Origin of the sequence: Streptomyces sp. NPDC053069 (genome assembly GCF_044546895.1) — a bacterium.
Taxonomy (GTDB): Bacteria; Actinomycetota; Actinomycetes; order Streptomycetales; family Streptomycetaceae; genus Streptomyces.
This window is the reverse complement of record NZ_JBITZN010000013.1, coordinates 167,242-179,496: the sequence shown is the minus strand read 5'-3', so window position 1 is coordinate 179,496 and position 12,255 is coordinate 167,242. Positions and strand designations below refer to the sequence as shown.

Below are 12,255 nucleotides of genomic sequence, written 5' to 3'. Positions count from 1 at the left end.
ACCCACCCTCTTGGCCCGGCCCGTCGATTGGTGCTGGAATGCCGCCACCACTCAACAGCTCGATGGCGTGCTCGGGGAGGGCAACGTGGCGCATACCGCCATGTCTGGTAACGGAACGACCCCAGGTGACGATCCGCTCCAGACCGCGGTATGGCGGCTGCGCTCGCGGGCCTGCTGGGCGGACGCGGCGGCCCTGCTGCCGCCCGACACCCCCGCCACGGCCCTGCAGCGGGCCGTACTGCTGGTCGAACGGTGCCTGTACACCGAGCGGGGCTGGGAGGAGGCGGAGGACGCCCTGCGGACGGCGGAGGCGCTCGCGCACACCGACGAGGAGCGGGGGGCCGCCGCGTGCGAACGGGGCCAACTCGCCTACACGGCAACGCTGCACGGGGTGCGGGACCGTGCGGACGAGGCGCGGGCCGCGCTGGGGCGGGCGGCGGCGCTGATCCCTCCGGGGGCGCCGGACCGCGCCCTGCTGGACTTCCGCCGGGGCCTGATCGCCGAGAACCTGACCCGCTCCGCACAGGCGGCTCGCGCCGCCTACCGCCGGGCGCACGCGGGCGCTGCCGCGCACGCGGACCCGCTGCTGCTGTCCTTCACCTGGCGCCACCTTGCCGGACTCGCGCTGCGGGAGGGCGAGTTGGCCGAGGCGCGGCACGGGTTCGCCGAATCGCTCCGGATCCGCGAGGAGTTGGGCTACCTGGTGGGTACGGCCCCGGCGCTGGCCTCGCTGGCCGACGCGGAGTCCGAGCCGGAGGCGTCCCGCCTCCGCGAGGAGGCCCGGCGCCTGTTCCGGTTGCTCGGGGGTGTACCGACATGGCTGGCACGGCAGTTGTCCCCGCCGGCACCGGGGGTGGCCACGGCATAGGGGCGGACGGTTACGGCACAGGGGCGCGGGGCCGTGTTCGACATGCGGCGCCGCCGCGCGGGCGCGAGCGACCACGACGGACCCGCACCCGGGAGACGGGCCTCAACCCCTACGGTGCTCGCCGTACCGGCTCAGCACGCGCCCGCGAAGTGTTCCTCCACCAGCCCCCGGACGACATCCAGATCACGGGAGACCAGCGCTTCCAGCAGAGCCATGTGCTCCGCCGCGTCCGCCACCAGGTCCGCCCGCCCGTGCCGTACGGGGCCCCCGACCAGCGGCCACTGCGACCGCCGGTGCAGATCCGACGCGATGCGGACCAGCTGCTCGTTGCCCGACAGGGCGAGCAGCGCCTGGTGGAAGGCCCGGTCGGACTCGGCGTACGTCGCCGGACAGCCGGAGGCCGCCGCCCGTACGGTCTCCTCCGCGAGCGGACGCAGCTCGGCCCACCGCTCGGCCGGCACGGTCCGGGCGAGCCGCAGCATCACCGGTACCTCGATGAGCGCCCGCACCTCCGCCAGCTCGGCCAGCTCCCGCGCCCCCCGCTCCACGACCCGGAAGCCCCGGTTGGGCACGACCTCGACGGCACCCTCCAGGGCGAGCTGCTGCATGGCCTCGCGCACGGGCGTGGCCGAGACACCGAACCGTTCACCGAGCACCGGCGCCGAGTGGACCTCGCCCGGCTTGAGCTCCCCGGTGACCAGAGCGGTCCGCAGTGCGTCCAGGATCTGACCGCGCACCGAGGAGCGCTGCACCGCAGGCCGCGGTCCGGGAATCGGCCGCTCACTGTGGGTGTGCTCGCCGCGTGCGGCGGGCAGGGCGGTGTCCCGCTCGCGACAGCCGTCCGGGCCGTCCGCCGCGCGCGCCTGCGCGGGCACCCGGGCGGCGCCGGACGCCGGGCGCTGCGGTGTCCCCGCGCCGGCCACGCCCTGTGCGCTGTGCTTCACGGGTCCTCCTGGCGGGGTTGTCGGCACTTGGGTCATTGACGGCGGGTTGTCGTTTGTCCGTCAAGCACCTTAGGCGCCCGAGGCGGGAGTTCCAATTCTCCAGAAGTCAGCAAGGCAAGCCTTACCTAAATGTGAACCGGGGTGGATGATTCACCCCTTCCTCATCCGTCACGGAAACTGTCCGCGGAACCACGCGTCCGGGTACTCTTATTCGAACTCAACGCCCGTCTGTCACGCGGTAGTTCGAGCAGAACGCCGTCCTGGGCATCCCTCTCGCCCCTCCTTGGCGGCCTCTTGCCCCGAAACCCCCTGAGGGCCCTCGGGAGTGGGCCACTATGGCGGGCGTTACGCCCTATCCCAATGCAAGGGACCCCTGATGAGACTGACCGACATATCGCTGAACTGGCTGCTTCCTGGCGCCGTACTGCTCCTGGGGATGCTGGCGGCGGTGGCGGTGCTCGCGCGCGGCAAGCGCTCCTCCGGGGAGAACGCGAGCGCGGACGACTCGTGGGAGCGCAGCGAGGAGCGCCGCAGACGCAAGGAGGCCATCTACGGCACGGCCTCGTATGTGCTCCTGTTCTGCTGTGCGGCGGTCGCCGCCGCCCTGTCCTTCCACGGCCTGGTCGGCTTCGGCGAACAGAACCTGGGGCTGACCGACGGCTGGCAGTACCTGGTGCCGTTCGGCCTGGACGGCGCGGCGATGTTCTGCTCCGTCCTCGCGGTGCGCGAGGCCAGCCACGGTGACGCGGCCCTCGGCTCCCGGATCCTCGTGTGGCTGTTCGCCGCCGCCGCGGCCTGGTTCAACTGGGTGCACGCGCCCCGGGGCGCCGGGCACGCGGGCGCCCCGCAGTTCTTCTCCGGTATGTCGCTGTCGGCGGCCGTCCTGTTCGACCGCGCGCTGAAGCAGACCCGACGGGCCGCGCTGCGCGAGCAGGGCCTGGTGCCGCGTCCGCTGCCGCAGATCCGTATCGTCCGCTGGCTGCGGGCCCCCCGCGAGACCTACCGGGCCTGGTCGCTGATGCTCCTGGAGGGCGTGCGCAGCCTGGACGAAGCCGTGGAGGAGGTCCGCGAGGACAAGCGGCAGAAGGAGGAGACGCGGCAGCGTCGGCGCGATCAGCAGCGCATCGAGCGGGCCCAGCTGAGGGCCATCAGCCGGGGCCACCGCGGCTTCGTCGGCCGTGGCGCCCGGCAGGTCGAGGTGCAGGCGGTGGAGCGTGGCCCCGCCCAGGCGACCGCGGAGCCTGCCATATCCACCGCGGAACAACTGCCCGTACGCCCCCGTCCCTCCCTGCAGCCGGTCCGCAGCGGGTCCGCTGAGCAGGTGACCGTCGACCTCACCGCCGAGGACGACACCATGGCCCTGCCGCGCCTGGACTCCCTGGAGCGCAAGCTGAAGGACCTGGAGCAGCAGTTCGGCTAGGGGCTGTCGTTTGGACCCCGCGACGCCGGGATGATCCGAACGACACCCCCCAGCTCAGTCACTCCGACGCGCCGGGGGCTCACCACACGGGTCACGCCCCCGGCGCGTCCCGGCAGTGGCGGCGCCGGGAAGCCGACGCAACCGCAGCGCCCGAGAGACGGGGCCCTGTCGATGTGCGGGCCCGCTGCGATGAGGTCCCCGGGTTCGAGCGCGGCCGGGAACGTGCGGGAGCGGGCTGCCGCCATGGACCGCACCCGGTGAGCCGGCCTTCCCGTGGAGCGTCACGCCGCCTCGGCGCCCAGTTCGAACCACACCGACTTGCCCACCCCGTGCCGGCGTACGCCCCAGGCATCCGCGAGGGACTGCACCAGCAGCAGGCCGCGCCCGTGGGTGTCGTCGTCCGTGTCCGGGCCTCTCAGCTCCGGTCTGCGGGCCAGGAAGTCCCGTACCTCCACGCGCAGTCCGCCCGGCTCGACCACGGCCGTGAGGACCGCGTCGTCGTCGGTGTGGACGAGCGCGTTGGTGACCAGTTCGCTGGTGAGCAGTTCGGCGATCTCCGAGCGGCCCGGTTTTCCCCAGTGCCGCAGCAGCTCACGCAACTCCCGGCGGGCCTCGGGCACCGCCCTGAGATCCGCCCGCCCCAGCCTGCGCCGGAGCCGGTGCGCGTGTTCCGTGGTGGTGTCGGTCTCTTCCCCCGTCGTCGCCGAGGAGCCCCCGACGACCGCGGGACCGCCCCCTCGTGCCTGACTCTTCATGACCCCCGCCCGCACGCCGCTGGACCCTGCCCCTCCTGGTCGAACACGTTCACGGGGGATGCTTGCCCAGCACGAACCCGGGCAGTCCTGGCAGATGCCCGATGACCGGAGGTTCGGCCACGGCCGTACGGGGTCCGGACCGCCCGCCGGGCCGCGCCGCACCCGCCTCGCCGGCCTCCCGTACGGCGCTGGGCGCCACGGACGCCCCGGGACAGCAAGGCAGATGCGTCCGGCACCGGCCGGCGGCACACCGTCACACGCCGTGAAAGTGGCCGAAATCCGCTCCTCTTCGGGCGGGTTCAGGGCCGCGGTACGTTGCGCAGGCCGCCGGCGGGCCACTGGCCATGCACCCATGGATGCACGGGGCAAACGGTCATGCCTCCCACACGGCCGCCGCCGTCCGGTCGTCGGCGTAGCCCTTCACCCGCACCTGGGCGTCGGCGAGGAACGCGGCGAGCCCCGGCGGGGTACGGCCGGACCAGCGGCGGGCCAGATAGGCGCAGAGGGCGGCCTCGCCGCGCAGCGGGTCGGCGAGGCCCGCGGTGCACATCACCAGCGCATCACCCGGGCGGGCTACCGAGGCACGGAACCGGAACGGCTCGCGCGGCGGCTCCGGCGCCGGCTCGTACGGGCTCGGCGGGGTCGGGATGCCGAGATCCATGGTGAGCCGGTCGCCCTCGGGCGTCTCGGCAAACGTTTTCGCGGACCTTTCCGATGGGGAGCCGAAGCCTGCGGCGGGCGCACCGCTGTTGTCGTCGGGCGTGACGCCCGGCTCGATGTCCTGCCACTCCCCGTCCCGCAGCCGGAACAGCCCGCCGTCGCCGACGCCGAAGAACACACGCGTACGGCAGTCGGGGTCGGCGGGCAGCAGCAGACAGCGCAGGCCGGCCGTGTACTCCTCCGGATCGACGCCCTGTTCCACCGCGCTCGCCCGGAGCTTGCCGAGACTGCGGTCGGTCAGCCGGTGCAGGCCCGCCTTCAGGTCGCCACGCCGGGCGGCCCGGATGTCCGCCACGAGCCGGTGATGGCTGCGGCCCACGGCGCGCCCGATCCACCGGCACGCCTCGGCCGCCGCGAGATGCGCGACCGGCGTGCCCCGCACCCCGGTCGCCATCGCGACCAGCAGCAGCGCGTGCTCCCCCGTCCCGAACCGGGCGGTCAGCAGCGAGTCCCGCCGCGGCTCGCCCCGGTACCGCGCCGAGTCCCCCCGCAACGACACGGCCCGCAACGCACACGCCCCGTACCGGGCCCCGTCCAGCACAGTGTCCGCCACCAACTCCCCCAGCCCCTCGGGATCGGCGACCGGCAGCGCGGTCGGCTCGGGGTCGTAGGTGGGCGGCCCGGAGCCGACGTAGTCGAGGGAAGAGGGGGGCGGCGGCGGGGCGATGGGTGAGGGGGCGGGCAGGGTGAGCCCGGACGGGTCGGAGGTGGTGTCGGCAGGGGGCGCGTGCGGAGACGAGAGGAGCACCGGCCAGTCCTGCGGTTCGGGGGGCGAGGCGGGCGCCGGGAGGTCCTGTGGCTCAGGGGGCGGGGCGGGCGCCGGGAGACTCTGCGGCCCAGTGGGCGGGGCGGTCTCGGGCGCGTCCTGCGCGGACCAGTCGGCCGGCGGGGCGGCGGGCGAGGCGGGAGCCCGGTTGTGCCCGGTGCGTCCGGCAGGCGGCGAGGAGGGCGCGGACGGAGCTTCCGGCTCAGGGGGCGGGGCGGTCTCGGGCGCGTCCTCCGCGTGCCGACCGGTGAGCGGGTCGGCGAGTGGGACAGGGGCCTGATCCTGCGCGGTGTGTTCGCAGGGCGCCGGGAGATCCTGCGGCCCGGACGGCGCGGGCGGAGCCTGTGGGGGCCGGGCGTTGGGTGAGGTGGCGGATGCCGTCAGGGTCTGCGCCGGGGGTTCCGTGGGGGGTTGGCCGTGGGTCGGCCGGGGCGGTTCCTGGTGGGCCGGGGGCGGTTCCCAGGGAGTGCGTGGGGGCGGCAGTGTGGTCCGGCCGGGAGGCGTGCTCCCCGAAGTGTCCCCCCGGTCCGGCGCGTCGGCGCCGGTGACCGCGTCGGCGGCGGTGCCGCCCCGCGTGCCCGGTCCCGGCTCGCGCGGCGCTGCCGTGCCCGGCCGGCCCGTCAGCGTGCGCTTCGCGGAGGCGAACCGGTCGTCCAGGGAATCGGCCGCGGCCGTGGGTCCGGTGTCCTCGGTGGAGTCGTCGTACAGCTGTCCCCACCAGTCGTCCTCAGGACGGGCGGGCCTTCCCCCCTGCTGGCTCATGCCGCTCATTGTCCACCGCACGGGCCGTATGAAAACGGGTCATCGGGAAAATCCGGCGCACCGGCCGCGTCGTACGGCGCGTCGAGTGAGGGGGTGAACAGCCGTACGGCAAGCGGCAGATGACGGCGGGCGACCACCGGGGCGCCCGGGCCGGCGGGGGCTCGCCGCCCGGGATGGCGCTCGGTGCGAGGCGATGGCCTCGCCGCGCGGACGATGCGCTCGGGCTCGGATCCCGCGTCCTTGCGGACCGCGCCGAAAGACCCCCCAGCCACTGCTCACCGGAGTCCGGCGCCCGGAACACGAAGCCGGAAACCGGTATCACCGCGGTACGCCGGCGAGCGCCCGGTGGACCGTGTCGGCGATCGCTGCCATCCCGGTGTCGTTGAAGTGGAGATGGTCGCCGGGGTCGTAGGCGGGCAGCAGGCGGGTCGGGTCGGCGGGGTCGCGCAGGGCGGCGTCGGCGTCGGCGACCGCGTCGAAGGCGCCGCCGGTGCGGATGAACGCGTTCACCTGCTGCCGTACCGCCTCGCGGGCGTCGGTGTACGCGGAAAACCCCCGGTACGGCGTGAGGGTGACGCCGATGACCCGGACGCCCCGGGCGTGGGCGCGGGCCACGAGCGTGCGGTAGGCGTCGGCGTACGCGGTGACGTCGTCGGCCGTCGGTGTGCCCTTGATGTCGTTGATGCCCTCCAGGACGACCAGGACCCGTACCCCGGACCGGTCCAGGGCGTCGGCGTCCAGGCGGGCGAGGGCGCTCGGGCCGGCGCCGTCGTGCAGCAGACGGTTACCGGCGATACCGGCGTTGAGGACGCCGAGCCGGCCCGCGCGCACCTGTTCGGCGAGCCGGTCGGGCCAGCGGTGGTTGGTGTCGGGGGTGGAACCGTTTCCGTCCGTGAGGGAGTCGCCGAACGCGACGATGCTGCCCGCGCCGCCGAGGACGTCGACACCGGTGGCGTAGTACCAGCGGCTGATGGCGGTCGTGTAGGCGGTGCCGTTCTCGTCGGTGGCCCGCCCCGCCCCGGCCGGGGCCACGTAGCTGGTCTGCAGCGCCGTCTGGTGGTAGGTCGCGGGGCCGCTGTCGCCGGGGGTGTACACGGTGACGAGAAGGTCGGCCGCGGCCGGGACGGACAGCGGCACCGGATCGGTGACGATGTCCTGGCCGGGCGGGACGGCGACGGTCGCGGCACCCTGGAAGGTGGCGGTGCGCAGGGTGCCCGGTACGGCGTTCGGACCGGCCGCGCGCAACGCGACGGTGACCGCGCCGAGTTGCAGGGGCGCGGTACCGAAACGGTTGCTGAGCCGGATGCGCACGGCCGTGCCGCCGACGCTCAGATGGACGACGTTGCGGACGGCTGCGCCGGGCAGTGCGGCAGCGGTGCCCGACGGCGCGGTCTCCCAGCTGCCGGTCCAGGGCGGCGGCGCCGGCTCCGCGACGGCCGGCGCCGCCGTGCCGGGCAGTACCGCCAACAACAGCACCGCTAGGGCCCGTCGGACCTCGGCCATCTCCGCACCCGTCCTTCCCCGTGACTCGTCGGAGCAGACCGTGCCACACGGCCGGGCCGTGTCACCGCACCTTCGACGGCGGTCCACCCGCTCGGCGCAACGGGCTTCGGCCGGCTGTCCCAGGGGGCGGAGCCGATGCGCGGGGGCACGGGCGTGCGTGCTGGGCGATCGTCATCCCCGGATGCAGCGAGGCGGAGCACACGAATCCGGCGTCGCAGCATCTGCGCGCACGGCCACCGCCGACTCACACGCCACCGCCGGCCCGGAGGTCGGCTAGCGCACCGCCGGCTGGTCGCGTTCGGCGGAGTTCATGAAGTCCAGCATCAGGCGGTTGGCCTGTTCCGCGTGGTCGATCTGCGGTCCGTGGCCGGTGCGGGAGATGATCTCGGCCCTGGCGCCGGGGACCAGGCGGGGAACGCGTTCGGCCTGCCGGTCCGGGTGCACCAAGAGACTGCGCCTGCCCAGCATCAGGTACAACGGCGTGCGGATGGTGGCCAGTTCGGCATCGGTCAGGGGCTGCGGCGCGGGCCGGCGGATGCGGTAGGCGCGCACTCCGGCCCTGACCATGGCGCGCAGCTCCGGCACGACCAGGACCGGCTGCTCCAGCCAGGACGCGAGACGGGGCCGGAACCGCTTGGGGGCGAAGGTCGCGAACAGGCTGACGAAGATCCACACGAAGAAACGCAGCCCCACCTTCTCCAGGCCGCCGGGGTCGAGCAGCGTGACCGAGGCCAGGCGTCCCGGTCCGCGGTGGGCCTGGTTCAGCGCGAGCCACCCGCCGTACGAGGAGCCGACCAGGTGCACCCGGTCCAGCCCCAGCCCGGCGAGTGTCTCGTCCAGCCACCGCGCGGCGTCCTCGGGCTCGTGGACGGGTGCGCGCTGCACGCTGCGGCCGGGGTCGCCGGGGGTGTCGATCGCGTAGACGGGCCGTTCGGCGCTGAGGGCGGGGGTGTTGGGGTACCACATGGCGGAGCAGGAGCCGGCGCCGTGGACGAGGACGACGGGGGTGCGCTCACGGGCGGCCGGGTCCTCGGGGTCGTAACGGTAGACGTGCGTGGTCCCGTACGACGTCTCCACGTCCTCCTCCCAGGACGCGGGCGCACCCAGCGCGTAGACGGCGTCGCAGGCCGCGAAGTAGCGCTCGCGCCAGGCGTCGCTGACGTAGCGGCCGATGTCGGGCTGGGGACGGGCACTTGCGGGCTCGGGCACGGCCACCTCCGGGCAGACGGTCTGGAACGGCTTCGACGTCGTTCGACGTCCGTCGACGTTTTTTGTGATACGAACGTACCACGTTGGTGGTACGGCTGTATCATCAACCGGGAGAGGCGGAGATCACGGAGCGCAGAGCGGAGAGGGACGATGCCCAAGCGTGTGGATCACGCGGAACGGCGGACCGAGATCGCGGAGGCCCTGATCCGGGCCGCCGGGCGGCTCGGCCTGCATGCCGTGGGGATGCGCGACGTGGCGGCCGAGGCCGGTGTGTCACTTCGGCTGGTGCAGTACTACTTCGAGTCCAAGGAGAAGCTGCTGCTCTTCGGACTGCGCCATCTGGCAGGGAAGTTCGGGGAGCGGGTGGCCGCCCGGGTCCGCGCGGCCGGCGACGATCCGGGGCCACGCACGGTCATCGAGGCGCTCCTGTCGGCGGCTCTGCCGGTCGACGAGGAGAGCCGCGTCTTCCACCACCTCTACACCTCGTACGCCGTCCTCTCCGTGACCGACGAGGCCCTCGCCGCCCAGCCGTTCATCAAGGAGCCGGACGCCGCCGAGGCCACCGTGACCGGGCTGCTGCAGCAGGCGGCGGACGCCGGGCTGCTGCGGCCCGGGGTGGACCCCCGCACCGAGGCGGCCGGGCTGCTGGCCATGTCCGCGGGGCTCGGCACCGGCGTCCTGGTCGGCCAGCGGGACGCGGACTCCGCCACCGCCGTCCTCACCTACCACCTGGACCGGATCTTCCGCGCCACGGAGGGGAGTTAGGGCGTACCGGCGGCGAGCGCCCCCTCCAGGGTCAGCAGCCACACCTTGCGTTCGACGCCGCCCGCGTACCCGGTCATCGCCCCGTTCGCACCGATGACCCGGTGGCAGGGGCGAACGATCAGCAGGGGGTTGGCGCCGATCGCTCCGCCGACGGCGCGAACCGCCGCGCGCGGTGCGCCGATCCGCGCGGCGATCTCGCCGTAGGTGACCGTGGCGCCGTACGGCACCTCGTCCAGCGCGGCCCACACCCGCTGCCGGAACTCGCTGCCGTGGGCGCTCAACGGCAGCCCGAACTCCGTCGGTTCACCGGCGAAGTAGGCGGCGAGCTGGTCCGCGGCGGCGCGGAACGGACCGGTGTCGTGCCGCCAGCCGTCCCGCACCGTCCGCCCGCCCTTCTGCCCGGGCACGGACAGCGAAGTGAGCGCCCCGTCCGCGTCCGCGGTGAGCAGCAACGGGCCCACGGGAGCGTCCAGTCGGTCCCAGTACACGGTCGTCATCGGCGCCACTCCCCTGCCACGCGCAGATGCTGCACGGCGTACGAGCGCCACGGCCGCCAGTCGTCGGGCACCCGCGCGCCGGGCGGGGCGACGTCCGGATCGCCGAGGGCGCGCACGCGGAGGGCGGCGACGGTCGCCGGATCCATGCCGGGCAGGGCGAGCAGGGCCTGCTGCGCATCGTCCCGGTCGGCTCCCGGATCCAGCCGTACGGTGCCGTCGGCGACGGCGGCGGCCAGCGCGCCGAGCGGGCCGCCGGGTTCGGCCCCGGCGAGGGCGGCGGGCTCGGGGAAGAGATGGGTGAGGCTGCCGCAGGGCGCGTCGAGCACCTTGCCGTACCGGCGCACCAGCTCCTCGGCGCCCTCCCGCCCGGCCAGGGCGCGGACCGCCGGCTCCAGCGGGTCCACGGTGCCGGGCGAACGCAGTCCGGGCCGGGCGGCGACCAGCGGGCCCAGCCGCGGGTCGGCGCCGAGCCGCTCGTCGACGGCGTACGGGTCGGCGTCGAGGTCGAACAGGCGCCGCAGCCGCTGTACGGCGGTGGTGAGGTCCCTGGGGTCGGTGAGATGCAGCCGCGCGTCGAGCCAGCCGCCCGGACGGGTGCCGGTCCCGGTCCTCGGCGCCCCGGTGCGCTCCTCGACGGCGACGATCGCGGTGCCGTACGGCAGCCGCAGCGTGCGCCGGTAGGTCCGGTCGCCCGGCGCGCCGGAAACCTCCTCGACACCGGTTACCGCCTCGTCGGCGAGCTGGTCGAAGACGGCGCCCGCCTGGTACGGCCCGCGGTGGGCGAGCCGCAGCGGTATCCCGGCGCCCGGCGTGGGCCTGCGCACGCCCCGGCCCCGCGCACCGCCCCGGCCGCGGTGGGCGGCGGCCCGCAGCTCGGTCGGTGTCGAGGCGTACACCTCCCGGACGGTGTCGTTGAACTGCCGCACGCTGGCGAACCCGGACGCGAACGCGATCTCGGTGACCGGCAGGCCGGTGGTCTGCAGCAGCACCCGCGCCGTGTGCGCCCGCTGCGCCCGCGCGAGCGCGACGGGCCCGGCGCCGAGCTCTGCGGTGAGCTGCCGCTGGACCTGCCGGGCGCTGTACCCGAGCCGTGCGGCGAGCCCGGCGACGCCCTCGCGGTCCACGACACCGTCGGCGATCAGCCGCACGGCCCGTCCCACGACGTCCGCCCGGACATCCCACTCCGCCGACCCCGGCACCGCGTCCGGCCGGCACCGCCGGCAGGCCCGGAACCCCGAGCCCTGCGCGGCGGCGGCCGTCGGGAAGAACCGCACGTTGCGGCGCTTCGGCGTCACCGCCGGACAGCTGGGCCGGCAGTAGATCCCGGTGGTCTCGACGGCGAAGAAGAAGACCCCGTCAAACCGCCCGTCCCGGCTCCGCACCGCCTCGTACCTGGTGTCTTCGTCCATCACGTGTCCCAGTGTGGGTCGGGGAGGAAGACGGGGCCAGCGGGATTCGGACGTCGCGATGGGGGCTTCGGGGGCGCGCCGCCGGACCATGCACCGTCGCCGGCCCCTACGGCGCGCTCCACACCGTCAGAGCGGGTTGAGGCGGGCCTTGAGCAGGCAGAACTCATTGCCCTCGGGGTCGGCGAGAACATGCCACTGCTCCTCGCCGGTCTGGCCGATGTCGGCCGGGCGCGCCCCGAGCTTCAGGAGGCGTTCGAGCTCGGCGTCCTGATCGCGGTCGGTGGCGTTGACGTCGATGTGCAGCCGGGACTTGCCCGGCTCCGGCTCGTCCCTGCGGCTGAGGAAGATCGTCGGCTGCGCGCCGCCGAAGCCTTCGCGCGGCCCGATCTCGATACTGCCGTCGTCTTCGCGACCGAGCACGACGAAGTCCAGGACCTCGCACCAGAACCGCGCCAGCACCTCGGGGTCGTGGCAACCGAGCACGAGTTCACTGATACGACATGCCATGGACGAACCTGCTCTCAGCGTCGGGATTCCCGGGCGTCCGTGCGCGAAGCCGTCGAGCTCTTCGCCGCCGGAACACGCACCGTACCGGGCGGGGCGAGCGGGTGCGAAGGGTTTTCGGGGTCCCCGCCTC

General features: G+C 74.4%; 11 protein-coding genes. 3 read left to right on the top strand and 8 right to left on the bottom strand.

The genetic code is table 11. From position 1 onward, the window contains the following. Positions 1 to 100: 100 nt before the first annotated feature. A complete protein-coding gene (locus ACIGXP_RS28215; RefSeq protein ID WP_363217630.1) occupies positions 101 to 868 on the top strand; it encodes a hypothetical protein in 768 nt (255 codons plus the stop codon). Positions 869 to 999: 131 nt separating this feature from the next. On the opposite strand, the gene ACIGXP_RS28210 is transcribed toward ACIGXP_RS28215, so the two are convergent. Beyond that, on the bottom strand, positions 1,000 to 1,812 hold the full coding sequence (locus ACIGXP_RS28210; RefSeq protein WP_363217631.1) for a GntR family transcriptional regulator: 813 nt from the start codon (positions 1,810 to 1,812) through the stop codon (positions 1,000 to 1,002). Positions 1,813 to 2,188: 376 nt separating this feature from the next. Between ACIGXP_RS28210 and ACIGXP_RS28205 the strand changes: the two genes are divergently transcribed. Beyond that, positions 2,189 to 3,232, top strand: coding sequence for a DUF2637 domain-containing protein (locus ACIGXP_RS28205; RefSeq protein WP_363217632.1), 1,044 nt, complete (start codon positions 2,189 to 2,191; stop codon positions 3,230 to 3,232). A 281-nt stretch (positions 3,233 to 3,513) separates the two neighbouring features. Here the strand turns inward: ACIGXP_RS28205 and ACIGXP_RS28200 are convergent, their stop codons facing one another. From ACIGXP_RS28200 to ACIGXP_RS28185, 4 genes are all read right to left on the bottom strand, one after another. After that, positions 3,514 to 3,987 carry an ATP-binding protein gene (locus tag ACIGXP_RS28200; RefSeq protein ID WP_399772887.1) on the bottom strand — a complete coding sequence of 158 codons (474 nt, stop codon included), beginning with the start codon at positions 3,985 to 3,987 and terminating at the stop codon, positions 3,514 to 3,516. Between the two features lie 373 nt (positions 3,988 to 4,360). Then, entirely contained in the window at positions 4,361 to 6,235 is a 1,875-nt protein-coding gene (locus ACIGXP_RS28195) for a protein phosphatase 2C domain-containing protein (RefSeq protein WP_399772884.1), read from the bottom strand. A 318-nt stretch (positions 6,236 to 6,553) separates the two neighbouring features. Further along, positions 6,554 to 7,738, bottom strand: coding sequence for an SGNH/GDSL hydrolase family protein (locus tag ACIGXP_RS28190; protein WP_399772881.1), 1,185 nt, complete (start codon positions 7,736 to 7,738; stop codon positions 6,554 to 6,556). A gap of 273 nt (positions 7,739 to 8,011) precedes the next feature. Beyond that, on the bottom strand, positions 8,012 to 8,947 hold the full coding sequence (locus tag ACIGXP_RS28185) for an alpha/beta fold hydrolase (RefSeq protein WP_399772878.1): 936 nt from the start codon (positions 8,945 to 8,947) through the stop codon (positions 8,012 to 8,014). A gap of 150 nt (positions 8,948 to 9,097) precedes the next feature. On the opposite strand from ACIGXP_RS28185, the gene ACIGXP_RS28180 reads away from it, so the two are divergent. Then, on the top strand, positions 9,098 to 9,712 hold the full coding sequence (locus tag ACIGXP_RS28180) for a TetR/AcrR family transcriptional regulator (protein ID WP_399772876.1): 615 nt from the start codon (positions 9,098 to 9,100) through the stop codon (positions 9,710 to 9,712). Here the strand turns inward: ACIGXP_RS28180 and ACIGXP_RS28175 are convergent. The 3 genes from ACIGXP_RS28175 to ACIGXP_RS28165 all read right to left on the bottom strand — a co-directional run bounded on the left by ACIGXP_RS28175 (position 9,709) and on the right by ACIGXP_RS28165 (position 12,125). Further along, positions 9,709 to 10,209, bottom strand: a complete 501-nt coding sequence (locus ACIGXP_RS28175) for a methylated-DNA--[protein]-cysteine S-methyltransferase (RefSeq protein WP_399772873.1) — start codon at positions 10,207 to 10,209, stop codon at positions 9,709 to 9,711. The two genes, ACIGXP_RS28180 and ACIGXP_RS28175, sit on opposite strands and share 4 nt — an antisense overlap. After that, entirely contained in the window at positions 10,206 to 11,618 is a 1,413-nt protein-coding gene (locus tag ACIGXP_RS28170; protein ID WP_399773074.1) for a bifunctional transcriptional activator/DNA repair enzyme AdaA, read from the bottom strand. The genes ACIGXP_RS28175 and ACIGXP_RS28170 overlap by 4 nt, the downstream gene beginning before the upstream one ends. Before the next feature lie 126 nt (positions 11,619 to 11,744). Continuing rightward, entirely contained in the window at positions 11,745 to 12,125 is a 381-nt protein-coding gene (locus ACIGXP_RS28165) for a VOC family protein (RefSeq protein WP_363217640.1), read from the bottom strand. Between the last annotated feature and the right edge of the window lie 130 nt (positions 12,126 to 12,255).

What these genes read in the sequence shown, in the direction of transcription:
- ACIGXP_RS28215 (WP_363217630.1), top strand. Translation starts at nt 101, where the DNA reads ATGTCTGGTAACGGAACGACCCCAGGTGACGATCCGCTCCAGACCGCG.
- ACIGXP_RS28205 (WP_363217632.1), top strand. Translation starts at nt 2,189, where the DNA reads ATGAGACTGACCGACATATCGCTGAACTGGCTGCTTCCTGGCGCCGTA.
- ACIGXP_RS28200 (WP_399772887.1), bottom strand. Translation starts at nt 3,987, where the DNA reads ATGAAGAGTCAGGCACGAGGGGGCGGTCCCGCGGTCGTCGGGGGCTCC.
- ACIGXP_RS28195 (WP_399772884.1), bottom strand. Translation starts at nt 6,235, where the DNA reads ATGAGCCAGCAGGGGGGAAGGCCCGCCCGTCCTGAGGACGACTGGTGG.
- ACIGXP_RS28190 (WP_399772881.1), bottom strand. Translation starts at nt 7,738, where the DNA reads ATGGCCGAGGTCCGACGGGCCCTAGCGGTGCTGTTGTTGGCGGTACTG.
- ACIGXP_RS28180 (WP_399772876.1), top strand. Translation starts at nt 9,098, where the DNA reads ATGCCCAAGCGTGTGGATCACGCGGAACGGCGGACCGAGATCGCGGAG.
- ACIGXP_RS28175 (WP_399772873.1), bottom strand. Translation starts at nt 10,209, where the DNA reads ATGACGACCGTGTACTGGGACCGACTGGACGCTCCCGTGGGCCCGTTG.
- ACIGXP_RS28170 (WP_399773074.1), bottom strand. Translation starts at nt 11,618, where the DNA reads ATGGACGAAGACACCAGGTACGAGGCGGTGCGGAGCCGGGACGGGCGG.
- ACIGXP_RS28165 (WP_363217640.1), bottom strand. Translation starts at nt 12,125, where the DNA reads ATGGCATGTCGTATCAGTGAACTCGTGCTCGGTTGCCACGACCCCGAG.